The organism is Streptomyces sp. 11x1 (assembly GCF_032598905.1).
Taxonomy (GTDB): Bacteria; Actinomycetota; Actinomycetes; order Streptomycetales; family Streptomycetaceae; genus Streptomyces.
Genome location: NZ_CP122458.1, coordinates 4,909,201 through 4,933,777, shown reverse-complemented (window position 1 = coordinate 4,933,777; position 24,577 = coordinate 4,909,201). Strand labels below are relative to the sequence as shown.

The following is a 24,577-nucleotide window of genomic DNA, read 5'->3' as shown; positions in this document are numbered from 1 at the left end:
TGTGTTGATCGGTGAGGTGGCCAAACGGTCCGGAGTCAGCGCCCGCATGCTCCGGCACTACGAATCGCTGGGTCTCGTGCGGCCTTCGGGCCGTACTGGATCCGGCTATCGGGAGTACTCCGCGGAGGACATCCGGCGGATCTTCCACATCGAGAGCCTGCGGTCGCTGGGCCTGTCACTGCGTGAGATCGGGCGCGCGCTCGACGATCCCGATTTCACGCCCTCGGCGCTCGTCGGCGACCTCATCCGGCAGACGCGCGATCGCATCGCGGCCGAGACCGAGCTACTCACGCAGCTCCGCCGCATCCATGCTGCGGACCCCGTCGGCTGGGAGGACGTGCTCCAGGTCGTTGCGCTCCTCCAAGCACTGGGGTCGAAGAGCGCCGACGCGCGCCAGCGCGCGGTCCTCTCCTCGGGCGACGAGGTTACGGTGCCGGTGGAGGCCCTGGTCGAGGCGGCACTCAGCGAGACGGAGCCGAACGTCGCGGGAGCCCTGCGATGGGCGTTGGCTCGATCGGACGGCGATCCCCTGGCACTGCTGGCAGAGGGCCTCAGCTCACCGGTGGCCGCGGTGCGGGAGCGCGCCGTTCAGGCCCTCGTCGAGATGCCTGGTGATGAAACCATCGCGCAGCTGCGGGATGCCCTTGCGAACCCCGACGCCGTGGTCCGCGGGTATGCGGCTTTGGCGCTCGGGACATGTGGTGTGGCCGATGCGGTCCCGGCGCTCATCGACATGATCGTGAAGGGAAGAAACGACACCGATGCAGCCGATGCACTGAGCGTGCTGGCGAGCGACACCGCGACGGCAGATCAGATCGCGACCAGGCTCGTCGACCGCCTTGCCGACGGCACAACCAAGGCGCCTGCACGCGGGCGGCTGACCCAAGCACTGGCGGACATCCCGGGGGCGACGGCGTCACGTGCCCTCGTGGAGCTGTCCCATGACGAGGACCGTGCTGTTGCGCTGACCGCCACATACCTGCTTCAGCTCCGCGACGTGGGGTGACAGAATCTTTCCCCCGCTTGCCCCGCACGAGTCCCGCGGGGCGGAGGGAGCCTGGATCCATTGCCAAGCGGCTCGTCATCACCACCGGCACGAAGAAGGGCCGGCACCCCTCGCCGGCCACGGTCATGCGGACGCTACGCGAACACGACGAGCAGGCCGCCAAGGCGGTGAGCACATGATCGCCCGGCTGTTTTGCGGCTGGTGTCCGGGCTAGGCCCTGTCGTCAAATTCCCGTCGCCGCCCGAAGGGCGGCCCCAGGGCGTCCGGCGCCGTGCTGCTGCCGCGCCCCCTCGACGGCACCACCACGACCCCGGCCGTCAAGGCGACCGGCGACTTCGTGGACGTGCGGTAGCTCGCGCCACCACGCTCGCACGGCGACACCGGCGACGTGGGGCCGTCGACGTCGGGAGCGTCTACGTCGGGACCGCCGTCGACCGCAGGAAGCGCCACCGGCCGCAGCCGGGAGGACGGCCGCGGCACACGACCCGCTGTGACAGGCCGCCGCTCATGGCCGGTCGGGGTGTCGTGCACGGCCGAGCCGACCGGCGCGCACAGGTGATCAGCCGGAATGGGGCAGGCGAGAGCTGGAAGCCTCGTGTTCGGCGCGCCGACGGTACTCGGCGTTGATCCGCTGGGCTTCCTCGAGCTGGTCCTCAAGGATGACGATGCGGCAGGCAGCCTCGATCGGGGTGCCCCGGTCGACGAGTTCGCGGGCGCGCGCGGCGATCCGCAGCTGGTAGCGGGAGTACCGGCGGTGTCCGCCCTCCGAGCGCAGCGGAGTGATCAGACGAGCCTCACCGAGGGCTCGGAGGAAGGCCGGGGTGGTGCCGAGCATCTCGGCGGCCCGCCCCATGGTGTATGCGGGGTAGTCGTCGTCGTCCAGACGACCACTGAGGGGGCTATCTGCTGTCATGTCACCTCTTTGTACAACGCGTCGAGGGGCCCTGATGCCGTACGGCACCAGGGCCCCGAAGGAAATTCAACACCATCCGTCGGCCGTGATGCTCTGCCGACCTTCTGCTTCCGCTACCCAGCCCTGCTGAAGGGGGGGGTGCGGGGATCGCGGTTGCGTGACCGGGGACCACCTTCCAATCCGGGGTCTTGCGGTACCCGGCCGGGTACTTCAAGGGCCGGGCGATCCTGATGGCGTCTGCGTCCTCCGTCCTTCCGCTGAACCAACCACTCGACTGCAGGGCGCCACGCCCTGCGTACTGCATGTACTGCACCCGCCAGTTCGTGTCTGCCGGGTTCGCTCGACTCGTGTTGACGAGAAAACACTAACTGATCCAGTACCCAATGTCTACTGTGGCAAAGGTAGATTTCACCTGTTGGAGGAGACAGATAGCCTGCGATCTGGGGAAACGTCGACCGGTAGGTCGTCGTGGGAGACCCGCGTGGCGGGGCCGGGGGGGCAGGCGTGGCCGATGGGACCGGTGAGGCCGAGGCGCGCCGAGGCGGATCAGGGGGCAAGGCGAGGGCGCCCGACGCCCGGGGTCCGGCCGTGCTCTCCGTCGGCGACGGGGCCGTGGGGCGGGTCGGCGCGTTGATCGTCGCCGTCACACAGGAGGTGGCGTGGCGCTCCCTGAAACGCAGCGAGCTGGGACCCGCACCCCAAGGGGTGAGAGTCCCAGCTGCGAAGTGTGCGTTGTCGCCGGTGTCAGATCAGGCGGGAATGATGTTCTCGGCGGTCGGGCCCTTCTGGCCCTGCGCGATGTCGAACGACACCTTCTGGCCTTCCAGCAGCTCGCGGAACCCCTGGGTGGCGATGTTCGAGTAGTGGGCGAAGACGTCGGCGCCGCCGCCGTCCTGCTCGATGAAGCCGAAGCCCTTTTCCGCGTTGAACCACTTCACGGTGCCAGTAGCCATGTTTTTCTCCTTCGGGACGATGCCAGGAATCCGCCCTGTGCGGATTCCGTGTCGCCGTGCTGATTGGCCCGTCGGAAATAAACCTTCTGGCAACCACACCTGCAACTGAAAACGACGTTAGCACGGCCTGGGCGGCCCTCTTCGGTCAAGAAATTCCACCGGTGTCGGCGTTCGAGGAATGCTCGTTGCGTGTCGTGCCTATTTCTTACTTCGCGGATACAGATATTGCTCCGCGCGGCCGGCAGCGTACTTGCCGGGCCCCCGGTCGCAGCGCCATGACCTCCGTCGAGCCCGGCGGTGCACGCCCTTCACCGGCGCAGGTGGCTGTCTCCGTCTTCCGTGGAGCGGCCGTCTTCCGTGGACCGGCTGGTCTCCAGCCAGGATCGGACGGGTTCCGCCGCGTGGGTGGTGTCCACGGTGAGGTCGAGGCGGGTGCCGCCGTCGGGGCCGGCGGGGTAGCTGCGCTGTTCGGTGGAGTCGAAGCAGCGGCGGAGAACCTCCGCGACCCGACGGGCGACTTCGGGTGAGGCGGCGACGACACGGACCTCGGCGTGGCCGTCCGAGGGTGTTTCCATCGACGGCATGGCGACCTCGGATTTCGACGTGCCCGTACGAGACGGGCCGTGCTCACCACCCTACTCCGGCAGTCGCCGCAGCTCCCGGGCCCCTTCCCGACACCGGGCGAACGGACCCCGGCGCCAGGCGAGCCCATGGGGGCGCGCTGAGGAGCCCGGTGAACAGCCCCGGTGATCAGCCCGGCGTGAACGGCGAACGGCGGGCGTGAACGGCGGGCGGCAGACGTGAACGGCAGGCGGAAGAGGTCACGGGATCGCGTCTGCGTCACGGGGACTCCCGGGCCGGCAGGACGCGTCGAGGCCGGGCGGGTACCGCCGTTCAGGTCACCGCGGGCGCGTACCGTCCGGGCGGCGGCCGAGTGCTCCCGCCGCGAGGCGTCACGCGTTCTGCGGATCGGGGCCCCCGAGCAGTGCCGAGGCGGCCTGGAGGGGGCTGAGGGCGGCCGGGGCCGGGGGCCGCGCGGCCCGGGGGCCGCCATGGCAGGTGAAGCCGAGGCGGACCATGGCCCGGACCACCTCACCGCCGCTGAAGTCGCGGCGGTCCTGCCGGGTGATGACCTCACCGACCTGCTTGACGGGATACCGGCGGCGGCCGATGGTCACCGAGTCACCGGTGACGATCTCGGGACGGACGCCCGCCATCGAGGCGAGCACTCCGACCCTGGTCAGTTCGAACGGGTACTGGGCGATGACACAGCGCATGATGCCTCACTGGGGGAAGGAGGAGGGGCTGACGATCGGGCATGTGAAGGGTCCGCCGAGGACGTCCCGCAGGCGGACGCGGTCCGTATAGGCGGAGCTGCCGCGGTGCACGACGAGTTCGGCCCGGGAGACGCGGCCGGTGCGCTCGTCGTCCCCGTCGCACAGGAGCAGGTGCTCCACACCGGCACCGGCCATGACGGACAGGGCGACCTCGACGGTCATGTCGTCACCGACCCGCAGCTCGGTCGTGTCCGGGTGACCGGCCCTGTGCGTGAACCGGGGAGCGATGGGGCTTCGAGGTGTCTGAACCGGTGTCACGGCTGCCTCCTGCGGTACGGGTGGACGTTCGGGTCGAGATGGCTCCGGACGGGCTCCGGGGGCCACGGCGGCCCGCCGCACGTCCCGCGGCCCGCCGACACCTCACGCGGCGCGGCGCTTGGCCGCGGACCGGCCCCGAGCGGTGCGGCCTCGTCGGCCCCGGGATGAGGCCGGGGCCCCGGCCTTGCCCCGGCGGGACGGCTCCGCGGTCGGCGCGGTGACGACGACCGGGACACCGGAAGGGGCCTGGGCGCCGGTGATACGGCTGAGCGTTTCCTCGCCCGAGCGCACCGCGGTGGTCGTCGGGGTGATGCCGGCCGAGGCCATCAGCCGGTTCATGTCGCGGCGTTGGCGGGGGGTGACCAGGGTGACGACTCGGCCGGACGCGCCGGCACGGGCCGTACGGCCGCCGCGGTGCAGGTAGTCCTTGTGGTCGCCGGGCGGGTCGATGTTGACGACGAGGTCGAGGTCGTCGATGTGGATGCCGCGTGCCGCGACGTTGGTGGCGACCAGCACCGTGACGTGGCCGTCCTTGAACTGGGCCAGGGTCCGGGTGCGCTGGGGCTGGGACCTGCCGCCGTGCAGGGCGGCGGCTCGGACGCCGCTGTCCAGGAGGTGCCTGGTCAGCCGGTCCACCGCGTGCTTGGTGTCCAGGAACATGATCACCTGGCCGTCACGTGCCGCGATCTCGGTCGTCGTGCGGTCCTTGTCCGTCTCGTGCACATGGAGGACGTGGTGCTCCATCGTGCTGACGGCGCCTGCCGACGGGTCGACGGAGTGGACCACCGGGTCGGTCAGGTAGCGACGGACCAACAGGTCGACGTTGCGGTCCAGGGTGGCTGAGAAGAGCATCCGCTGGCCGCCGGGTCGCACCTGGTCGAGCAGTGCGGTGACCTGGGGCATGAACCCCATGTCGGTCATCTGGTCCGCCTCGTCCAGGACGGTGACGGCGACGTCGTCCAGTCGGCATGCGCCTCGGTCGATGAGGTCCTTGAGCCGTCCCGGTGTCGCCACGACGACTTCCGCCCCGGCCCGCAGCGCGTTCGCCTGCCGCCCGATCGACATCCCGCCGACCACGGTGGCCAGGCGCAGCCGTACGGCGCGGGCGTACGGGGTGAGCGCGTCGGTGACCTGCTGGGCGAGCTCGCGGGTGGGCACCAGAATCAGGGCGAGCGGCTGCAGAGGCTCGGCGCGGCGCCCCGCCGTACGGGCCAGCACCGGCAGGCCGAAGGCGAGGGTCTTGCCCGAACCCGTGCGGCCGCGACCGAGTACGTCACGGCCGGCCAGGGAGTTCGGCAGGGTCGCCGCCTGGATCGGGAACGGCACGGTCACACCCTCGTGGCCGAGTGCGGCCGACAACGGTGCGGGCATGGCGAGTTCGGCGAACGACTCGACGGCGGGCAGCGCGGGCGTGACCGTCTTCGGCAGCGCGAACTCGCCTCCGGGCGCGGCGGGCCGGCCGCCACCGTAACCCTTGGGCCCGGCCGTGGGGCGGCGCCGGGTGCCGGAGCGGCCTGCGGCGGGGCCCTCGAAACGGTCGTAGGCGCGGGTGGTGGGCGTGGTACGGGTGGTGCGGGTCGTGCGTGAACTGCGTGACGGACGTGCTCGGTTCATACGGAACCTTCCTCGATGCGGGCGCGTATCAAGGAATTCCCGCAGCACGGTGAACGGCGCAGAGAATCGCGAGAACGGACCGAAGACAACGGGGGAGAACCCCCTGGAAAATGCAGCGAGCCGGGGCCCGCACCCCAAGGTGCGGGCCCCAGCTGCGAAGTAAGCGTCAGAGCGTGTCAGGCCGGAACGATGTTCTCGGCGGTCGGGCCCTTCTGGCCCTGCGCGACGTCGAACGACACCTGCTGGCCTTCCTGGAGCTCGCGGAAGCCCTGGGTGGCGATGTTCGAGTAGTGGGCGAAGACGTCGGCGCCGCCGCCGTCCTGCGCGATGAAGCCGAAGCCCTTTTCGGCGTTGAACCACTTCACAGTACCGGTAGCCATGTCATTTCTCCTTCGGGAACGGGCTCGGAGCTCACCGTGTGTGGACTCCGTGTCGCCGTGATGATCAACCCGTCGGAAAATGAACCCTTTTGGCAACCACAACTGCAACCTGATTTGACAGTAGCACGGCATGCTCGACCACGGGGCCGGAAATAATCCCGCACGATTTCTTGTTCGACCCTGTGGATTTTTGGATTTACCGCCCCGCCCCGCCCTGTACGGCCTCCTACACGCGCAGCAGCCGTCCGGTGATCTCCCGGTACTCCCGCAGTGCGAACCTCAGTTCGGTGGACTGTGTCTCGTGGTCCAGGTCCGCCCAGCCCGCACGCAGGGCCCGCCGCCGCTCCGCGAGGGCGTTCATCAACTGGGCGGCGGCTTCGTCGAACGCCCTTTCCGCCTCCTCCAGTGCCTCGCGGGGGCTGTCCGCGAAGGTGTTGACGGCATGTCCGAGGCGGTGCGCGATCTCCTCCCGGCCGTCCGAGGGGAGCAGCGGCTCCGGGCCCGTGGCATGGCGTCCGGCGTGACCCGAGGGCCGGTCCGCGGGCTGCTGGGCGCGTGTCTGGTCGTACATCGTCGTGTGTACCGCTTCCATGGGAACGAGTCACCGCCCGAAGGCGCCGTTCGCCTCCTGGGCGGCCTGTCGCAGGCTTCCGGAGACCCGGTCGCCCCTGCCCTTCCCGGCCCTGTGCCGTGCTGCCAGTCAACGTGCGGGGCCGGTGGGTGTCAACGCGCCGTCGGCCCGGGCTTGCCTGCCGGAGGGTGCTGACCAGGCCGGCGACCAGGGCGGCGGTGACCAGCGGCGTCCGGGCGTCGTCCCGCGCGGGGAAGCGCCGCGGGGAGCGCGAGGGTGTGTCGCGCCGACCCGACTCGACCGCCGACCCGACATGAGCGAGGAAGCCGCGGAACCGCTCATGGCAGCCGCGGCGGGGACCCCTGGCCCTGCGGGAGGCCGGCCAAGCTGCGCTCGGCCCCCGCGTGGGCGTCCGCCTCGGACAGCCCGGCGAGCCGTTCGGCGAGGCCCGTGGCCCGGCCGCCGCCGTCGCCGTTCGCCGCGGGGGCCTGCCGACGCGGCGCCCGGACCAGTCATCCCCGCGACCCTCCCCGCGCCCTCACACCACGGCGCCAGACCCCCGCGCCCGCCCGCGCCGCCCCCAGCGGACCGCGCGCCCCGCTGCCGCCGCTGTCCTCCGCGAGGGTGGCCAGGGCGCCGAGCAGCCGGTAGACGACGAGGATGAACAGCCCGGTCGGGGCGACCCCGATGATCGCGGCCTGGGTGCTGGCCGCGATGGCGTCGGCGCCGAGTGTGGGGCCGACGGTGCGCTGCTCCACGACCTCGACGGGCACCGGCAGCGCGCCGCCCTTGACGAGCGCGGCCAGCTCGCGGGCCTCTTCCCGGCCGAAGCCGCCGGTGATCTGCGTGGAGCCGCCGGGGTCCGGCGGCGCGCCGCGTCGGCCGAGACACCCCCTAGAAGCGTCCTGAAGATCTTGAAAATGCGCCCGGCTTGCCCTACTTGATGGCGATTGACATTTACCGGCAATTCAGGGTGAGTCGGGCGGCCAGAGCAAGATCTTCAGCGGTCTCCTAGTGACCTGAGTCAGAGATTCTCTGGCAGTAGGTGGCGACTTTGTCGAGGATCTCGTCGGCGGTCTTCGTCCAGACGAAGGGGCGGGGGTTGTCGTTCCAACCGGCAATCCAGGACCGGATGTCGCGCTCGAGTGCCTGGACCGAGCGGTGGACACCGCGGCGGAGCTTCTTCGCTGTCAGCTCGCCGAACCATCGCTCCACCAGGTTCAGCCACGATGAGCCGGTGGGCGTGAAGTGCAGACGGAAACGGGGGTGTGCCACCAGCCACTTCTTGATCGCGGGTGTCTTGTGGGTGGCGTAGTTGTCCAGGATCAGATGCACCTCGAGGTCCGCAGGCACCTCCTTGTCGAGTTTGGCCAGGAACTTCTTGAACTCTGCGGCCCGGTGCCGGCGGTGCAGTGAACCGATCACCTTGCCGGTTGCCACCTCCAGTGCCGCAAAGAGCGTGGTGGTGCCGGCGCGGACGTAGTCGTGGCTGCGGCGTTCGGGCACCCCGGGCATCATCGGCAGCACCGGCTGTGAGCGGTCCAGGGCCTGGATCTGGGATTTCTCGTCCACGCACAGCACCAGTGCCTTCTCCGGCGGGTCGAGATACAGGCCCACCACGTCGCGGACCTTGTCGATGAACAGCGGATCCGTGGAGAGCTTGAACGTCTGCGAGCGGTGCGGGGCCAAGGCGAACGCCCGCCAGATCCGCGAGATCGCCGACTGCGACATGCCGGTGGCCGCGGCCATCGACCGGGTTGACCAGTGGGTGGCGTTGGCCGGCTTCTCCTCCAGGGTCTTGACGATCACCCGCTCGACATCGGCATCGGTGATCTTCCTCGGGACACCGGGCCTCGGCTCGTCGCACAGGCCGTCCAGGCCGTGGTCAAGGAACCGCCTTCGCCAGGTGCGGACCGTGTCCGGAGCGGCCTTCAGCCGTCGTGACACCTCCATGATCGAGTGCCCCTCGGCGCACTCCAGCACGATCCGGGATCGCTGAGCCAGAGCTTGCGCGGTCGACCGGCGACGCACCCACCCCTCAAGCACCTCACGCTGGGCATCGGTCAACGACAACGGCGGGATCTTCGGGCCAGGACGACTCATACCGAACCAACGACGAACCTCTGACTCAGGTCACTAGGGGCGTACGGCCCCGCTGCCTGTGCCGTACGCGGGCCGGGACGCCCGCTGGTCAGGTCCGGTCGTCCTCCGTGTGCAGGGCGAGGACGGGGCAGGCGGCGACGGCCCGGCGGGCGTGGGCACGCAGTCGGTCGGGGACGGTCCTGTGGCTCAGGACGGGGTAGCCCCATTCGTCGAGGCGGACGAGCTCCGGGAGGAGCTCGGCGCACAGGCCCTGCCCGGTGCAGGCGACGCGGTCGACGCGCAGGGTGCGGGTGCGGCTCATCGCCAGGTCCCCGGGGCTGTGGCGGGTGGCACGGGGATCCGGGGCGGCTGATCGGCCGCCGGGCAGCTGCCGTGGGCGAGGTGGTGGTCGACGTCGTCGGCGAACGCGTGCAGGGCGGAGGCCGCGAGGCGGGCGGCGCCGTCGGGATGGCGGCAGGCGCCCCGGTCCGGGAGCAGGCCGACGCGATGGCGCAGGCGGGACAGCAGGACCGCGTCCGCCCGTCCCGTGGCCAGGGCGGTGAAGTCCTCGGCCACGGCTGGCAGCCCGAGACGGCAGGGGCCGCACTGGCGGGCACTGTGCGCGGCCAGGTAGGCGAGGACGCGGGCCGTCTCGGCCAGGCCGCACGACGCCTCGGGCAGGGCGACGAGCACGCCCGCGCCGGGCGCCGCACCCAGCGGGGCCAGATCGTGCCGGGTCAGCGGGGTGTGCAGGTGCTCGGCGGCGAGCCAGGCGCCGGCGAAGCCGCCGAGCAGGACCGCCCGCAGCGGCTGCGTGGCGCCGTCGGCCTGATCGAGGACCGTGGCGAGCGGCGTGCCCAGTGCCACCTCCAGCACGGCGGGTGTGCGGACGGCTCCGGAGACGGTGACGAGCAGGGTGCCCGGCTCGTCCTGCGTGCCGACCTGCCGGAACCAGGCCGGTCCGTGGCGGGCGATCAGGGCCAGATGAGCGAGGGTCTCGGCGTTGTGGACCAGCGTGGGGCGGCGGCCCACGCCCCGCTCGTGCGTGCGGGGCCGGTCGCCCCGGGGCTGGGCCGGGCCGCCGTCGAGCCAGCGCACCAGAGAGGTCGACTCGCTGGAGACGTAGGAGTGCGGAAGGCCGTGCACCAGCAGGCGTACCGGGTCCGGGCGGGCGCGTCGGCGCTCCTCCACGGCGGCGCTGAGCTGCCGGTACTGGGCGGCGCGGTCGCGGGACAGGCACACGTGGACGGTGTCCGCGCCGACCGCCAGGGCGGCCAGCACGGCGCCGTCGAGGACCAGATGGGGCGCGACGGCGATCAGGAACCGGTCCTTGCGGCTGGCCGGCTCGCTCTCCATGGCGTTGACGACGACCACGCCTCGGCCCCGGCGTGCGGCGACCGCGCCCAGTTTGCGAGCGGTGGGGAACCCGGCGCCGCCGCGCCCGGTGAGCCCGGCCGCCGCCACGGCCTCCACCAGCGGCAGGGGCGCGGGGCCGCCGGTCGCCGAGGTGAAGGGAAGTGGCCCGTAGCGCCTCAGGTGATCGGTCAGGGTGGCCGCCCGGCCGGTGGCGTACCAGTCCGCCAGCAGCCGGGCGGCGGCCGGATCGCCCGGTCCGGGGGCGTGGGGGCGGGGAGCGAACCGTGCCCCGGCCGACGAGCTCATCGTCCACCTCCGAGAAGGGGCACCGTCGAGGCGGCGCGCTGGGACCAGCCGGGCTGCAGGGGCCCGGTGGCGAGGAACGCCGCGAGCACCACCGGTACGGCGGCAGCGGCGACGGCGGCCGTCAGACGCCCGGCGACCCGTCCCGGGGCGGCCTTCACCAGCCGCCACCACACGGCCGGGACCACCGCGCCGACGCACCCGGCGTACAGCCAGAGCTGGAGAGGGAGCCGGGTGTCGGTGCCGGTGCCCACCCCGTGGAGGAGGGCGAGCGGCCAGGCCGCGTACGCCAGCCAGTGCACGGCCTTCCAACGGCGCGCCCCCAGGCGCCGGCGCAGCCCGCTGGTGACCGCGACGGCCAGCAGCAGGTCCAGCCCCGCCGTGCCGAGGCCGAGCCACAGTGGACGGTAGGACGCCCCGAACGGCACCACGGACACCGCCCATTCCAGGTGGACGAACGGATCGAGCACCGCCGTCACCACGTGCACGACGAGGAACGTCAGCGTGAGCAGGGACAGGTTGCGGTGCAGCACGCCGAGCTCGAAGCGGCCGATCCGACGGGGCCGGGACCGCCCGCCGGAGACGATGCCGAGCACCACGGTGGCGGTGAGCAGCAGCAGGGCGAGGGTTCCACTCGCGCGGCTTGCGTACCAGAGGGGGCTGCCGGTCAGGGCCAAGGCCGTCATCGCGGACCTCCAGGAGCGGTTCCGGAGCCGGTTCCGCAGCCGATTCCGGGGGTGACTCTCGTGGTGGCTCCGGACGTGGCGGCGGGCGCGGGGTCGGGCGGCCAGCCGCCGAGACGCACGACGCGGCCGTCCAGACCGACCAGCCGGGCGGGCAGAGCGCTGCCGCGCAACCAGTCGACCGCGTTGTCGCCCAGCACGATCGCCGCCGTACTGGCGGTGTTGGCGTCCACACAGGTGGCGGCCGCGACGGTCACCGTGCGCCAGACGGGGGCGGCGGGTTCGCCGGTGGTCGGGTCGACGATGTGATGCAGGGTGCGTCCGGCGCGCCGCCAGGTGCGGACCCGGATGCCTGAGGTCGCCAGCGCTCCGCCGGTCACCGCGACGGTGGGGCCGTGGTCCGCGGCGGGCCGCGCGTGGTCGTCGGCGAGGGCGATCCGCCAGCCCCCGTCCGGGGCCGGACCGGCCACGGAGAGGTCTCCGCCGAGACCGACCAGGATCCCGCAGCCGGTGGCCGCGGCGGCCAGGTGGGCGGCGCGGTCGGCGGCGAGGGCCTTGGCGGTCGCGCCCAGGTCGAGGTGGGTGTGCGGCGGAAGCCGCAGCCGCCGGGAACGCGGGTCGAAGTCGATCCGCCGCCATCCGGGGGCCGGGAGGGCGGGTGGCAGTGGGCGGGTGTCCTCAGGACGAAGGGAGGTGAAGGTGCGGTCGTAGCCGAGGGCGGTCATGGCACGCCCTACTGTCGGGTCGACGGCGCCGTCGGTGAGGCGGGCGGCGCGGAGAGCGGCCTGGAGGGCCTCGGAGAAGCGTTCGCCGACCGTCGTCGGGGTTCCCGCGTTCAGGTTGACGCGGGCGAGTTCGGAGTCCGGCCGGAAACGACTGCAGGTGAGATCGACAGCGGCCAGTTCGGCGCGCAGGACGGCCTCCGCGGCCGGCCGGGCGTCCGGGGCGGTCACGAGCAGCACGGCAGTCGTGCCGAGCGCCGGGAACACGGCGGCGGCCGGGGACGGGGCGGGAGCCCGGGTGGTCATGACGCCCCCGTGGTGGTGTGGGGCTGCTGCCGGGTGGGGGCGGGCGGTTGAGCCGGGGGTTGCGGTGCCGGTCGGGACGCCGGAGCCGTTCCCGCGTCGTCCTCACCCTCGTCCTCACCCTCGTCCTCGTCCTCGTGCTCACCCTCGTGCTCGTCGTCAGCGTCGTCACGGGCCGAGTCGCCACGGTCCTCGGGGCCGGTCTTGGTGGAGCCGGGGGATGACACCGCAGGGTTGTGCGGGGACGGGCTCGACGGCACGGGCGAGGCCGAACTTCCGGGGAGCAGGTGGGTGTAGAGGCTGCCCAGGGCCGCCGCACCGGTCACCGCGGCGGCGACGATCCAGCGGGTGATTCGGCGGCTCCGCCGCAAGCCACGATCACGTGTGCGCGCCGAGTCGGTGGGGGACGGGAACTGGCCGGAATCGTCGAGCGAGGGAGGCATGGCAGCGGCTCCTGGTGGATCGGCGGCCCGCAATCGGCTGCGTGCACCTCCAGGCTGTGCTCACGGCACCCGGGAACCTGCTCACGTCCTCTTCGGAACCGGTAAAGATCTCTGAGCCGGTGAAGATCTCAGGGCTCTCCCGCCCACAGAGGCAGGTCCATGACGACGGTGAGCCCGCCGCCCAGCGTGTCCTCCAACCGCACGGCGCCCCCGTTGACGGTGACCAGCCGGTGGACGATGGCCAGCCCGAGCCCCGTGCCTCTGGCCTCGGGATTGCCGAACCGGCGGAAGGCGACCGCCTTTGCCTCGTCGGTCATCCCGGGGCCGTCGTCCCGCACCCACACCCGGGCCGACTCCCCGACCAGCCGGTGGCCGACCGTCACCTTCCCTCCGTCGGGAACGGCCTCCAAGGCATTGGCGATCAGGTTGTCGAGGATCTGCTCCACGTGGCCGCTGCCGAGCGCGGCGGTCAGGGCGGGCCCCTCCGACGTTCTCAGACGCACGCCGCGCTCCTCGGCCACCGGTGACCACGCGGCCACCCGCTCCGCCACCACCTCGCCGACTCGGACCGTGGTCGGCCGGGGCGTCGCCTGCTCGGCACGGGCCACCGCGAGCAGCCCGTCGACCAGCCGTGACAGCCGCGCGATCTCTTCCTGGGCCGCGTCCAGCTCCACCGCCGTGTCACCCTCGGCGCCGGTGCCCAGGACGTCCAGCCGTAGCCGCAGGGCGGCCAACGGGGTGCGCAGTTGATGGGACACGTCGGCGATCACGGCCCGGTGGCCGTGCACCAGGGCCTCCGTACGGGCCGCCATGGTGTTGAACGTGGTGGCCAGACGGCGTACTTCCGGTGGACCGCCGTCGACGTCGGCACGCGCGTCCAGGGCACCTTCGCCCAGCCTCCGGGCACTGACGTCCAGCGCCGACAGCGGTCCGGCCACCCACCGGGCCAGGCGGACGGACAGCAGCACGGACGCGGCGAGCCCCGCGGCGCCGATCGCGGCTGACCATGCCCATATCGTGGCGACACGGGTGTCGAGCGGATCCGAGGAGCGGGCCAGGACGACGGCGCCGGCGGGTCGGCGGACCTCACCGGCCGGCTCCGCGGCCAGCAGCCGGCCCTCGTCCTCCGGCGGCTCCGGCTCATGCCCGGCGAGCACGTCCTCCACCAGTTCCTCCGCCTCCTCGCCCTGGGCGGCGGTGCAGGGCGTACTTGCCACCGGTCGCGCGGCGGCGTCGTACACGGCGGCGCAGTCCCCGGCCCGCGCCGCGGTCTCCAGTTCACGGCGCATGCCGGTGGGCGGCTTGCCGTCGGAGAGGTGCTCCTCCGCCGCCGCGGCGATCGAGCGCGTGGCCGCCCGCTGTTCGTCGCGGAAGGCGACCCGCTCGCGTGCCGTCATCGACACGGCCAGCGGGACGACTGCCAGCACCAGCAGCACGGAGGTCAGGGCGAGCAGCGTCCAGGTGATCCGGCGGGTCACGGCCGCTCCCGCGCCCCTTCGGCCGTACCGAGCCGGAAACCGTGCCCGTAGACCGTCTCGATCAGTCCCGGCACGCCGAGCTTGCGACGCAGCGCCGCGATATGCACGTCCAGGACCTTGGTGGGGCCGTACCAATGGGCGTCCCAGGCCCGCTCCAGGATCTGCTGTCGGCTCACCACCCTGCCCGGGTCGGTGGTCAGGCACTCCAGGATCCCGAACTCCTTCGGTGTCAGCGCGACCGCCCGTCCGCCCACCGAGACCTGCCGGGTGCGCAGGTCGAGCGCCAGCGGCCCGTGCCGCAGGATCTCCGCACCGGCGGGGCGTCTACGGCGCAGTACGGCCCGGACCCGTGCCAGGAGCTCGGCCAGCCCGAACGGTTTGACCAGGTAGTCATCAGCGCCCTCGTCCAGGGCCACCACCCGGTCCGCTTCCTCACCGCGCGCGGTCACCGCGATGATCGCGGCATCCGACCGTGCGCGCAGCATCCGGCACACCTCGACCCCGTCGATGTCGGGCAGCCCCAGATCGAGCAGCACGACATCGGAAGCCGCGGCGCTCAGTGCGGCCCGGCCGGTACGCACCCCCTCGACCGCGTATCCGGCCTGCCGCAGGCCACGGGCCAGGGATTCCGCGATGCTGCGGTCGTCCTCCACGACCAGCACCCGCGTCGGCTCGGTCGAGCCCGTGACCTGACCGTCCATGCGTCGGACCTGCTTTCGGACTGTGAGAACGGCTGTACCTCTTGCCGTGCAGTCTGCGTCGCCGGACGGGCCGCGCCGCAAGGGGCCGTTCGTCCCGGTGTGCTTCGCGGAACGGGCACCGCCGACTACGGCGATCGGTGCCGCCGCGGCGACACCGGTGAGCGGTTCCTGCACGGAGAGCACGAAGAAATCGCCTGCACGGCGCGCAGCCCGCCGGGGAGGCCGTCGTGCCCTCCGGGCCGGGCAACGCCCCTGCTTGCCCCGCGTGGTGAACGTGAGGATTCTCGGTGTCAGCACCTTGGAGGAATCCGGCCCGCGTTCGGTTCCCGGCTTGACGTGGTCGCGCAGCGAGGCGATGAACATGCTGTCGGGAACGCCCTGGTCCTGCAGGGCCCGGCGTACGGCGCGGTCGGTGGTGGCGCTGGGGGTGATGATGCAGTACCGGTTCTTCCCGAAGGCGTCACCGGATCGCCGTTCCATGACGACGTTGTTGACGATGTCCCCGAGCGCGGACGCGCTCTGGAACCGTCCCGACCGCTGCCCGTCGGGCGGGATCGTGTCGAACAGGTACTGCATCGGGACGGGGCGATCGGCTGTGCGTTCCCACTTCAGGTAGTCACTGGCCTTCCACTGCCCGCGTCGGCTGAATTCCCATGTCTGGACCCCCATGTAGCGGCCCGGGGGAGGCATCTTCGTCACCATGCGTGCGCGTGGGATGCCACCGCAGTGAGACAGCCGGGCGAGCCTCGCCCCTCGGGCTGCCCCCTGCGCGGCGTCCGGCTCGCCATAGCCCTGGTGATCCCGCGAACAGGGGAGCGCCGGGCTCGTGCGGCGACGGCGACACCGGCCGTCCCGGTGCCGGAGGCGGGACGCCGCGGCTCGGGCGCCGCCGGCCGGCGAGGGCGCGTCGCTTCGCCGACGCCCCGCATCCCCGCTCCCGTTCTTCGCTCGTGATCGCGCGTCGTGGCCGGACAGGAGACGCCGATAGCGAGATAGAAACGCCATATCGCTCTATGTTTGTCTTTTATTGGCTTTTCCATCTTTTATTATCCTTGGCCTGGATAATGCTGGCTGGTGCTTCCTTCGCAAGGGATGCGGTGACGAGAGAGCGGCAGGCGCCCGGACTGCCCGGCGCACGTGGAGCGGTACAGGCCGATGGTCTGCCGTTCCGGGCGCCGGTCCTGGCCGCTGCTCGCGCGGCGGCACGGGCCGCCGCCCTGACGGCAGCCCTGCTGGGCGCGTTGAGCCTGGCCGGATGGGGCGTCGACGTCGATGCGCTGAAGAGCGTGCTGCCCGGCGACCCGGTGAGCGCCAAGGCGAACACCGCAGTGGGCGTTCTGGCGCTGGGGCTCTCCCTGGCCGTGGCGGCCACCGGTCCCGGCCGTCGACGGATGGTCGCGGCGCGTGCCGCGGCGGCTCTGGCCGCCCTGATCGGCGTACTCACCATCGTGGAGTACACGACCGGGAGCGGCCTCGGCATCGACGAGCTCCTCTTCACCGACGACACCGCGGAAGCGGCGACGGGAACGCCCGGCCGGATGGCCCCCAACACGGCCGCGGGGCTGACCCTCGGGGCCGTGGCGTCGCTGTGCGCCAGTACGGCCCGCATCCCCGCCTGGTGCAGCCAGATCCCGGGCCTGGCCGTGGGGGCTCTCGGCATGCTCCGGCTGTACGGGGCCGCCTACGCGGTGCCCGAGCTGGAGCGGTTCGGCGCCTACACGGGCATGGCCCTGCACACCGCGCTCGCTCTGGTGCTGCTGGGCACGGCCGCCTTCCTGGCCCGGCCGGACGAAGGTCTCGCGGGGCTGTTGACGAACGCGGGCACCACGGGTGCGTTGGGCCGCTGGCTGGTCGCCACCGTCGTGGTCGTGCCGCCGTTGCTGGGCTGGAGCGTTCTGGCAGGCGAGGACGCGGGGCTGTTCGGGGCGCGGCTGGGCACCGCGCTGCTGGTGTGCGGCCACGTCGCCGTGTTCACCGCGGGCGTCTTCGCGGCCCTGGCCGTGGGCCGCCGCGTCGAGGTGGCTCATGCCCGTGCCGAATGGCAGGTGCGGCAGAACGCGCTGGTGCAGGCCTTCATGGACCACACGCCGGCCCTGGTCTTCATCAAGGACGTGCACGGCCGCTTCCTGGCGGTCAACACGACGTTCGTGGAGAACACGGGCCTGTCCCGGGAACAAGTACTGGGCCGTCTGGACAAGGACGTCCTGCCACCCGACCTCGCGCGTAAGGCGCGGGCCGCCGACCTCGCCGTGCTCAGCGATCGCGCCCCCGTGCAGCGTGAGGAGTCGATCACCCTGCCCGGTGGTCCGCAGGACGTCCTCACCTCCCTGTTCCCGCTGAACGATGCGAACGGCACGCCCTACGCGCTGTGCGGAGTGGTCACCGACATCACCGAGCGGGTCGCTGCTCAGCGTGAGGTCCAACGGGCGCACCGGCGCTTCCGCGCGCTGCTGGAATCCGCACCCGACGCCACCCTGATCACGGACGGCCGCGGCACCATCGTCATGGCCAATACGCAGGTGGAACGCCTGTTCGGGCGTGCGCCGGGTGACCTCGTCGGGACCGAGGTCGTCGACCTGGTGCCCCGTCCTCTCCGCCGGCGGCACGGCGCCCTCCTCGGCGCCTACCTGCGCCTGCGTGCCCCGAAGCCGACGATCATGGACAGGGAGCTGTACGGGCTGCACGGCGACGGCCGCGAGTTCCCCGTCGAGGTGAGCGTCAGCAGCCTCCGGTCCGAGCACGAGACCCTCGTGTTCCTGACCGTACGGGACATCACCGAACGCAGACGGGCCGAGGCCGAACGCGCCGAACGCTACGAGCAGCTACGACACATCGCCTACACCCTGCAGCACAGCCTCATGGGCGAGCCGCCCCGCCTCCCGTACCTGCCCAGCGCCCACCGCTACCTGGCCTCCGTCCAGGACCCCGGCGTCGGCGGTGACTGGTTCGACGTCATCCCCCTCGGCGGGCGCCGCACCGGCGTCGTCATCGGCGACGTGATGGGCCGTGGCCTGGAGGCGGCGGCCGTCATGGGACAGCTGCGTGCCGCCTCCCACGCGCTGGCCCGCACCGGCACCTCGCCCAGCCGACTCATGACCGGGCTGGACACGTTCGTCGGCGACCTGGCGGACCAGCTCGTCACCTGCGCCTACCTGGTGATCGACCAGGACGCGTACGAGGTCACCCTGTGCTCGGCCGGGCACCTGCCCGTCATCGTCGTGCCCCCCGACGGGCCCGCCCACCGGCTGTCGGCACCGGTCGGTGTGCCGCTGGGCGTCAACGACGCGAGCGACGGCGAGGTGCTGTTCGCGGAGGTGACCCTGCCGCTGCTGCCGGGGAGCACCCTCGTGCTCTACACCGACGGACTGGTCGAACGGCCCGGCACCGACATCGAGGCCCAGATCGACGTGCTCACCCACGCCCTCGAAGCCCTGCCGAAGGGCGTTCCCACGGACCCGGAGAAGCTCGACCGTGCCGCGGCCCGGCTGATCAGGACGCTCATCCCGGACACGGCCGCCCATGACGACGACGTGACGCTGCTGATGATCGCTGTGCCCGGCCGGGAAGGGGAGGACGCCTGTGCTTGATCGCCGACGCGGCCATCGCCGCGGCGAGACGGGCGACGACCCGCTGCTCGTCGCGCCCGCCGCGACGCGGGCCGCCGCTCGGCACCGGGCGCGACGTCGACGAAGGGCCCGCGGGCCCCGCACACCGCTGGACGCACTCGCACACCCGTCGGGAGCAAGGGCTTCACGCGCGCGGACCGTCGCAGCACCGAGAGCACGGGCACCGGCGCCGGGCCTCGACCTGTCGATCGATGCACCGGAGGCGCAAGTCGCCCACTTGTGACCTGAATCTGTACATTTGTACGCCGGGGTGTACGGCTGTCGGGCGTGCCGACGGTCGCGCCCGTCTCATGGACCTCGCAGGCGAGGACAGACATGTTCGACTTGAGTGCGCCGGTCGTGACCACGTTCGTCGTGTACGTGGCCGCCATGATCGGAATAGGTGTCTGGGCGTACACCCGCACTCACACCTTCGCCGACTTCGCCCTAGGGAACCGCAGGCTCAGCGCGTTCGTCGCCGCCCTGTCCGCAGGGGCCAGCGACATGTCCGGCTGGCTGTTCCTCGCCCTTCCCGGAGCGGTCTACGCGGCCGGCCTCGGCGCCGGCTGGATCGCGCTCGGCCTGGCGGTCGGCACCTACCTCAACTGGCTGTTCGTCGCTCCGCGGCTGCGCACCTACACCGAGCACGCCGGCAACGCCGTGAGTCTCTCGGCGTATCTGGAGGAGCGGTTCGAGGACCGCACCCGGCTGCTCAGGATGGTCTCGGCGGCGGTCACCCTCGTGTTCTTCACCGTCTACGTGGCCAGCGGTCTGGTGGCCGGCGGGTTGCTGTTCGAGCAGGTCTTCGACCTCCGTTTCGGACTCGGGGTGACGCTGACCGCCCTGGTGATCGTCATCTACTCGGGTCTGGGCGGCTTCCTCGCCGTGAGCCTGACGCATGTGGTGCAGGGCACGCTGATGTTCCTCGCCCTGCTCGTGCTCCCTCTGGTCGGTATCGCGGCGCTCGGCGGCTTCGGGGCACTGGGCGATGCCGTGGAGAGCAGGACGCCGAAGCTGCTGGACGCGGGGGCCGACGTCGGCTACGCGGGCGGTCAGTGGTCGGCGGACGGGTCGCTCGGCGCCGTCGCGATCGTCTCGCTGCTCGCCTGGGGCCTCGGCTACTTCGGTCAGCCGCACATCCTGGCCCGTTTCATGGGCATCCGCAGCATCCGTGCCGTCCCCGCGGCCCGTCGCATCGGAACGGTGTGGGTCGTCGTCGTGCTCGCCGGTGCCACACTCGTCGGCCTCGTGGGGATCGGGGAGCTCGGGGTCCCGCTCAGTGACCCGGAGACGGTCTACATCGACCTGACCCGGACCCTGCTCAACCCCTGGGTCGCCGGGCTGATGCTGATCGCCGTACTGGCCGCGATCATCTCGACCGCGGACAGCCAGCTTCTCGTGTCGTCCGTCGCCCTCACGGAGGACGTCTACCACGCGTTCCTCAACCGGCGTGCCTCCGACAGGACGCTGGTGTGGATCGGTCGCGGCTCCGTCGTCGTGGTGATCCTGGTGGCCTGCGTGATCGCGCTGGAGGGCGGCGGTGTGCTGAGCATCGTCGCCTATGCCTGGGCGGGCTTCGGAGCCGCCTTCGGGCCGGTCGTCCTCCTCTCACTGCACTGGCCCCGTATGACCTGGGCGGGGGCCATGGCCGGGATCGTCTCGGGCGCGGCGACGGTGCTTCTCTGGAAGAAGATCAATCCACTGCTCGGGCCACTGGAGTCGGGCATCTACGAAATGGTCCCGGGCGTGCTGGTCGCCACGGTCGCCGCACTGGTCTTCGGCAGGTTCGTCGGCCGGCCGCCGAAACGGGCCTTCTGGCGGATGCCGGGCGGCGGGATGAGCCAGTTGATGCTCTCGCCGTTCCTCGCCCACGCACCGGTCGGCATGGCCGTCCTGGACACGGATCTGCGCTACGTCTGGGTGAACCGGCCGCTGGACCGCCTGGTCCCCCTGGAACAGCGGCTGGGCCGGAAGGCGACGGAAGTGCTGCCGAGCGGGGAGGCGGAGGCGTTCGAGGAGAAGATGCGGACGGTTCTGGAGACCGGGGCCCCGGTGATGGACTACGAGTTCCGAGCCCCCGGCTCCACGGACCTCGACCGCAGACGCGCGTACTCCGCCTCCTTCTTCGCGATGAAGGACCGCCGGGGCCGGGCCGTGGGTGTCTGGTACATGATCATCGACGTCACCGAGCGCTGGCGGGCCCAGGAGCGCCTGGCCCTGCTGAACGACGCCGGTGCCCGTATCGGCAGCACGCTGGACGTGACGCGGACCGCTCAGGAACTGGCCGACGAGGTCGTGCCGGTCGTCGCCGACTTCGTCGCCGTCGATCTGCTGGACTCGGTGATGCACGGCGAGGAGCCGGCCCCCGGACCGGTCGACATGACGCCCGTGATTCGCCGCGCGGCGCAGCAGTCGGTGCGCGAGGGCTGTCCGGAGGCGTCCCTGGCCGTCGGAGAAGCGGTACGGCGTGCCGCCTTGTCGCCCGTGACTCGCTGTCTGCTGGAGAGCAGAACCCTGGTGGAACGGATCCTGGAGCCCTCCACCAGCGCCTGGGTGACCGAGGACCAGTCACTGGGCGCCACCCTGCGAGAGTTCGACTTCCGCTCGCTGATGGTGGTTCCGGTACGGGCGCGCGGCGTCACCCTGGGCGTGGCGACGTTCGCCCGGTCCCGGCACCGCCACCCCTTCGAGGAGGACGATGTCCGTCTCGCCGAGGAACTCGTCTCCCGCGCGGCGGTGAGCGTCGACAACGCGCGCCGCTTCACCCGCGAGCGCGCCGCGGCCCGTTCCATGCAGCGGTACCTGCTGCCGCAGGAACTGACGGCGGGGTCCGCTCTGGAGGTGGCGTCGTGGTACTTCCCGGCGGACGCTCCCAGCGGTGTGGGCGGCGACTGGTTCGATGTGATCCCGCTCTCCGGAACCCGGGTCGCACTGGTCGTGGGGGACGTGGTCGGGCACGGCATGAACGCGGCGGCGACCATGGGACGCCTGCGCACCGCCGTCCGCACGCTCGCCAACCTGGACCTCCCTCCGGACGAGTTGCTCGCTCATCTGGACGACCTGGTCATCGGCCTCACGGAGGAGGACGGCAGCGGGGAGCCGACGGCGTACGGGGACGGGACGGCGGGCACCGCGTTCATGGGAGCCACCTGCCTGTACGCCGTGTACGACCCCGTCAGCAGACGGTGCACGCTGGCCCGGGCCGGTCACCTCCCGCCCGTGGTCGTCGGCCCGGACGGCGTCGCCGACGTCCTGGAACTGCCCGCCGGACCGCCGCTCGGCCTCGGGTACCTCCCCTTCGAGTCCGTCGAACTGGAACTGGCCGAGGGCAGCCTCATCGCGCTCTACACCGACGGCCTCATCGAGACCTTCGACCGGGACCTCGACGTCGGTCTGACTCAGTTGGGCGAGGCCCTCACGGTGTCCCGGCCGACCCTCGAAGGCATCGGCCGCAGTGTGGTCGACGCCCTGCTGAACGGTCCGCCGTCGGACGACGCGGCCCTGCTCCTCGCCCGGACCCGCGTGCTGGCTCCGGACCGGGTCGTCTCCTGGAACCTGCCCAGCGACCCGGCCGCCGTGGCGCACGCCCGTGCCCTGGTCGGCCGGCAACTCGCGGAGTGGCACATGGACGACCTGACGTTCACCACGGAGCTCATCGTCAGCGAGCTGGTCACCAACGCCATCCGCCATGCGAGCGGACCGGTCTGCCTCCGCCTGATCCGGGATCGCAGCCTGATCTGCGAGGTCTCCGACGCCAGCAGCACCTCGCCGCGCCTGCGCCATGCCCGGACCACCGACGAAGGAGGGCGGGGCCTGCTGATCGTGGCCCAGCTCGCCCAGCGATGGGGAACCCGTTACACCGCGACCGGCAAGATCATCTGGGCGGAACAGGTCATTCCCGGCCCTGCCGCCACCTCGGTCCGCCAGGCATAGCGTTCCGGCACCGTCACGCGGCACACCTGCCGACGGCACCCGGTCACGTCGCCCCGGCGCCGCTCCGAAGACCACCCAGGTGCCGCGCCGACCTCGTTCGCCGCGGCGACCCCATCGATGTGCGCGGGCCGGGGCTGGTCTCGTACGACAGCCCCGTGAGGGAGGAGGACGAGGACGGCGACGACGAGCGCTCGCAGCGGTGACGCAGTCCCTCGTGGACCGGGACGGCGAGAAGCCCTGAACCACCCGGGCGGAGCGCCCCCGGGCCGCCCCGCCCGCGGACTCCTATGCCTCTGTCGCCTCCGGCGCTTCCGTTGCCGCCGTCCTCGCGGTGTGGGGGCTCTTGCCCCTGCTGAACGCGAAGTAGAGCACGCCGGCCACGACGACTCCGATGAACCAGGAGTACGGACCCAGCGAGGCCCCGTATCCTGACGGTCCGTAGACGGGGAGGATGCTGGAGAAGACGGCGCCCACCACACCGGCGGCGAACGCCCGTATGTTCCAGCCCCCCTGGAAGCGGAACTCCCCGTCTTCCTCGTACAGAGCGGGCACGTTCAGCTGTGTCTTCCGGATGAGGTAGTAGTCGACGACGATCACACCGAAGATGGGGCCCATCGTCGAGCCGATGGCGTTGACGAAGCTGGGGGCGTTGTCCCAGGGGTGGAGCGGGTAGAGCAGGAGCGCGATGACGGCGGCGATGAGGCCGCCCCTGCGGAAGGTCACGTGCTTCGGGGCCACGTTGGCGAAGTCGAAGGCGGGACTGACGAAGTTGGCGACGACGTTGATGCCGAGGGTGGCCACGGCGAAGGTCAGGGCGGCGAGCAGGACGAGGAACGCGCTGTCGAACTTGGCGGAGATCTCGGCCGGTTCGAGGATGACCTCGCCGTACACCTTGCTGGCGGCGGCCGTGGTGATCGCGGCGACGAGGGAGAAGAGGATCAGGTTGACGGGCAGGCCCCAGATGTTGCCCTTCTTCAGGGCCTTCGTGTCCGGGGTGAAGCGTGCGAAGTCACCGAAGTTGAGGAACAGGGCGGCGAAGTAGGTGACCCAGGTGGCGGCTATCGCCGCGATCGCGGCGAATGAGCCGGGGCCGACGTCGAGCCCGGTGGCGCTCTTGGCGAGTGCGGCGAGGTCGCCGCTCGGCATGTCGACGGAGAAGGACAGCGTCCCGGCCTTCACGGACAGCGCGATCGCGAGGATCAGCATCATCACCCAGACCGCCGGGCCGGCGAAGTCCTGGAAACGGCGGACCGTCTCCATGCCCTTGCTGATGATGAGCAGTTGGGCGGCCCACACACCGAGGTAGCAGAGCACTTCGAGGCCGCTGTGGTCGAAGAGACGACTGGTCTCGTGCAGATGCTTGGGTCCGTCGTAGCGGACGAGGAAGGCCACGATGGCGCCGGCGGCGGCGCTGGTCTGGGCGCCGTACCAGAAGGTGGCGACCACGGCCCGTACGAGGGCCGGGACGTTGGCGCCGAAGGTGCCGAACGAGGCGCGGGCGAGGACCGGGTACGGGACACCGGTCTTGACGCCCGCCTTGCCGATGAGGGTCATCAGCCAGTAGATGATCAGCGAGCCCACACCGATGCCGATGAGGAACTTGAAGGTGTTGCCCGCGACGAGGAACAGGCTGGCGGCCAGGAAGTAGCCGTACAGACTGTGCACGTCCGAGGTCCAGACGTTGAAGATGCTGAAGGCGCCCCACTTGCGTTCGGTGGCGGGGGCCAGGTCCGCGTTGTAGAGACGGGAGGAGTACCCGGGCGGGGCGGTGGTTCTGTCCGCGTCCGCGCTGTCCGTGGCCGTCATGTCCTGCTCCTTCTTGCTGTGCCCTGTCCCCTACCGGCGCTGCGCCGGACGGTTGATTGCGGCAGCTAACGGCCAGGTTGTTGCACCGGCGTGTCGGGCGCGTACCAGACCCATCAACGGAAAATTTCTT

At 71.5% G+C, this 24,577-nt stretch carries 20 protein-coding genes and 1 pseudogene; 3 read left to right on the top strand and 18 right to left on the bottom strand.

Features of this window, described 5'->3' with window-relative positions; translation table 11 throughout:
* The first annotated feature begins 1 nt into the window (after position 1).
* Positions 2-1,006, top strand: coding sequence for a MerR family transcriptional regulator (locus P8T65_RS21580; protein ID WP_316726935.1), 1,005 nt, complete (start codon positions 2-4; stop codon positions 1,004-1,006).
* Positions 1,007-1,565: 559 nt separating this feature from the next.
* Here P8T65_RS21580 and P8T65_RS21575 read toward each other — a convergent pair.
* The 17 genes and pseudogenes from P8T65_RS21575 to P8T65_RS21495 all read right to left on the bottom strand — a co-directional run bounded on the left by P8T65_RS21575 (position 1,566) and on the right by P8T65_RS21495 (position 15,793).
* Positions 1,566-1,919, bottom strand: a complete 354-nt coding sequence (locus P8T65_RS21575; protein WP_316726934.1) for a helix-turn-helix domain-containing protein — start codon at positions 1,917-1,919, stop codon at positions 1,566-1,568.
* Positions 1,920-2,668: 749 nt separating this feature from the next.
* On the bottom strand, positions 2,669-2,872 hold the full coding sequence (locus P8T65_RS21570; RefSeq protein ID WP_184905941.1) for a cold-shock protein: 204 nt from the start codon (positions 2,870-2,872) through the stop codon (positions 2,669-2,671).
* Positions 2,873-3,180: 308 nt separating this feature from the next.
* On the bottom strand, positions 3,181-3,456 hold the full coding sequence (locus P8T65_RS21565; protein WP_316726933.1) for a hypothetical protein: 276 nt from the start codon (positions 3,454-3,456) through the stop codon (positions 3,181-3,183).
* Positions 3,457-3,825: 369 nt separating this feature from the next.
* Positions 3,826-4,149, bottom strand: a complete 324-nt coding sequence (locus P8T65_RS21560; protein ID WP_316726932.1) for an SCO5918 family protein — start codon at positions 4,147-4,149, stop codon at positions 3,826-3,828.
* 6 nt (positions 4,150-4,155) lie between these two features.
* On the bottom strand, positions 4,156-4,467 hold the full coding sequence (locus P8T65_RS21555; protein ID WP_399099612.1) for a CBS domain-containing protein: 312 nt from the start codon (positions 4,465-4,467) through the stop codon (positions 4,156-4,158).
* 102 nt (positions 4,468-4,569) lie between these two features.
* On the bottom strand, positions 4,570-6,081 hold the full coding sequence (locus tag P8T65_RS21550; RefSeq protein WP_316726931.1) for a DEAD/DEAH box helicase: 1,512 nt from the start codon (positions 6,079-6,081) through the stop codon (positions 4,570-4,572).
* 176 nt (positions 6,082-6,257) lie between these two features.
* A complete protein-coding gene (locus P8T65_RS21545; RefSeq protein WP_215447838.1) occupies positions 6,258-6,461 on the bottom strand; it encodes a cold-shock protein in 204 nt (67 codons plus the stop codon).
* 226 nt (positions 6,462-6,687) lie between these two features.
* Positions 6,688-7,032 carry a hypothetical protein gene (locus tag P8T65_RS21540; RefSeq protein ID WP_316731654.1) on the bottom strand — a complete coding sequence of 115 codons (345 nt, stop codon included), beginning with the start codon at positions 7,030-7,032 and terminating at the stop codon, positions 6,688-6,690.
* A 617-nt stretch (positions 7,033-7,649) separates the two neighbouring features.
* Positions 7,650-7,889: pseudogene (locus P8T65_RS21535) on the bottom strand (SecDF P1 head subdomain-containing protein); the annotation flags it as partial.
* A gap of 154 nt (positions 7,890-8,043) precedes the next feature.
* Positions 8,044-9,135, bottom strand: coding sequence for an IS630 family transposase (locus P8T65_RS21530; protein ID WP_316725954.1), 1,092 nt, complete (start codon positions 9,133-9,135; stop codon positions 8,044-8,046).
* Between the two features lie 88 nt (positions 9,136-9,223).
* Positions 9,224-9,436 carry a ferredoxin gene (locus P8T65_RS21525; protein ID WP_316726930.1) on the bottom strand — a complete coding sequence of 71 codons (213 nt, stop codon included), beginning with the start codon at positions 9,434-9,436 and terminating at the stop codon, positions 9,224-9,226.
* On the bottom strand, positions 9,433-10,776 hold the full coding sequence (locus P8T65_RS21520; RefSeq protein ID WP_316726929.1) for an NADH-ubiquinone oxidoreductase-F iron-sulfur binding region domain-containing protein: 1,344 nt from the start codon (positions 10,774-10,776) through the stop codon (positions 9,433-9,435). Before P8T65_RS21520 ends, P8T65_RS21525 begins: the two co-directional genes overlap by 4 nt.
* Positions 10,773-11,459: a ferric reductase-like transmembrane domain-containing protein gene (locus P8T65_RS21515; protein WP_316726928.1), complete on the bottom strand. Its 687-nt coding sequence runs from the start codon at positions 11,457-11,459 to the stop codon at positions 10,773-10,775. The genes P8T65_RS21520 and P8T65_RS21515 overlap by 4 nt, the downstream gene beginning before the upstream one ends.
* Entirely contained in the window at positions 11,456-12,484 is a 1,029-nt protein-coding gene (locus P8T65_RS21510; protein ID WP_316726927.1) for an FAD:protein FMN transferase, read from the bottom strand. The genes P8T65_RS21515 and P8T65_RS21510 overlap by 4 nt, the downstream gene beginning before the upstream one ends.
* Positions 12,481-12,924, bottom strand: a complete 444-nt coding sequence (locus tag P8T65_RS21505; RefSeq protein ID WP_316726926.1) for a hypothetical protein — start codon at positions 12,922-12,924, stop codon at positions 12,481-12,483. The genes P8T65_RS21510 and P8T65_RS21505 overlap by 4 nt, the downstream gene beginning before the upstream one ends.
* A 128-nt stretch (positions 12,925-13,052) precedes the next feature.
* Positions 13,053-14,402 carry a sensor histidine kinase gene (locus P8T65_RS21500; protein ID WP_399099604.1) on the bottom strand — a complete coding sequence of 450 codons (1,350 nt, stop codon included), beginning with the start codon at positions 14,400-14,402 and terminating at the stop codon, positions 13,053-13,055.
* The gene (locus P8T65_RS21495; RefSeq protein ID WP_316726925.1) at positions 14,399-15,793 is read right to left on the bottom strand and encodes a response regulator transcription factor; all 1,395 of its coding nucleotides are present in this window, start codon (positions 15,791-15,793) and stop codon (positions 14,399-14,401) included. The genes P8T65_RS21500 and P8T65_RS21495 overlap by 4 nt, the downstream gene beginning before the upstream one ends.
* Positions 15,794-16,200: 407 nt before the next feature.
* On the opposite strand from P8T65_RS21495, the gene P8T65_RS21490 reads away from it, so the two are divergent.
* Together P8T65_RS21490 and putP are read left to right on the top strand one after the other, a co-directional pair.
* Positions 16,201-18,690 carry a PAS domain S-box protein gene (locus P8T65_RS21490; RefSeq protein WP_316726924.1) on the top strand — a complete coding sequence of 830 codons (2,490 nt, stop codon included), beginning with the start codon at positions 16,201-16,203 and terminating at the stop codon, positions 18,688-18,690.
* A gap of 354 nt (positions 18,691-19,044) precedes the next feature.
* Positions 19,045-22,641 (top strand): sodium/proline symporter PutP, encoded by a 3,597-nt coding sequence (gene putP / locus P8T65_RS21485; RefSeq protein ID WP_316726923.1) that lies wholly within the window; start codon positions 19,045-19,047, stop codon positions 22,639-22,641.
* Between the two features lie 285 nt (positions 22,642-22,926).
* Here the strand turns inward: putP and P8T65_RS21480 are convergent, their stop codons facing one another.
* Positions 22,927-24,447, bottom strand: coding sequence for an NCS1 family nucleobase:cation symporter-1 (locus tag P8T65_RS21480; protein WP_316726922.1), 1,521 nt, complete (start codon positions 24,445-24,447; stop codon positions 22,927-22,929).
* Positions 24,448-24,577 lie beyond the last annotated feature (130 nt).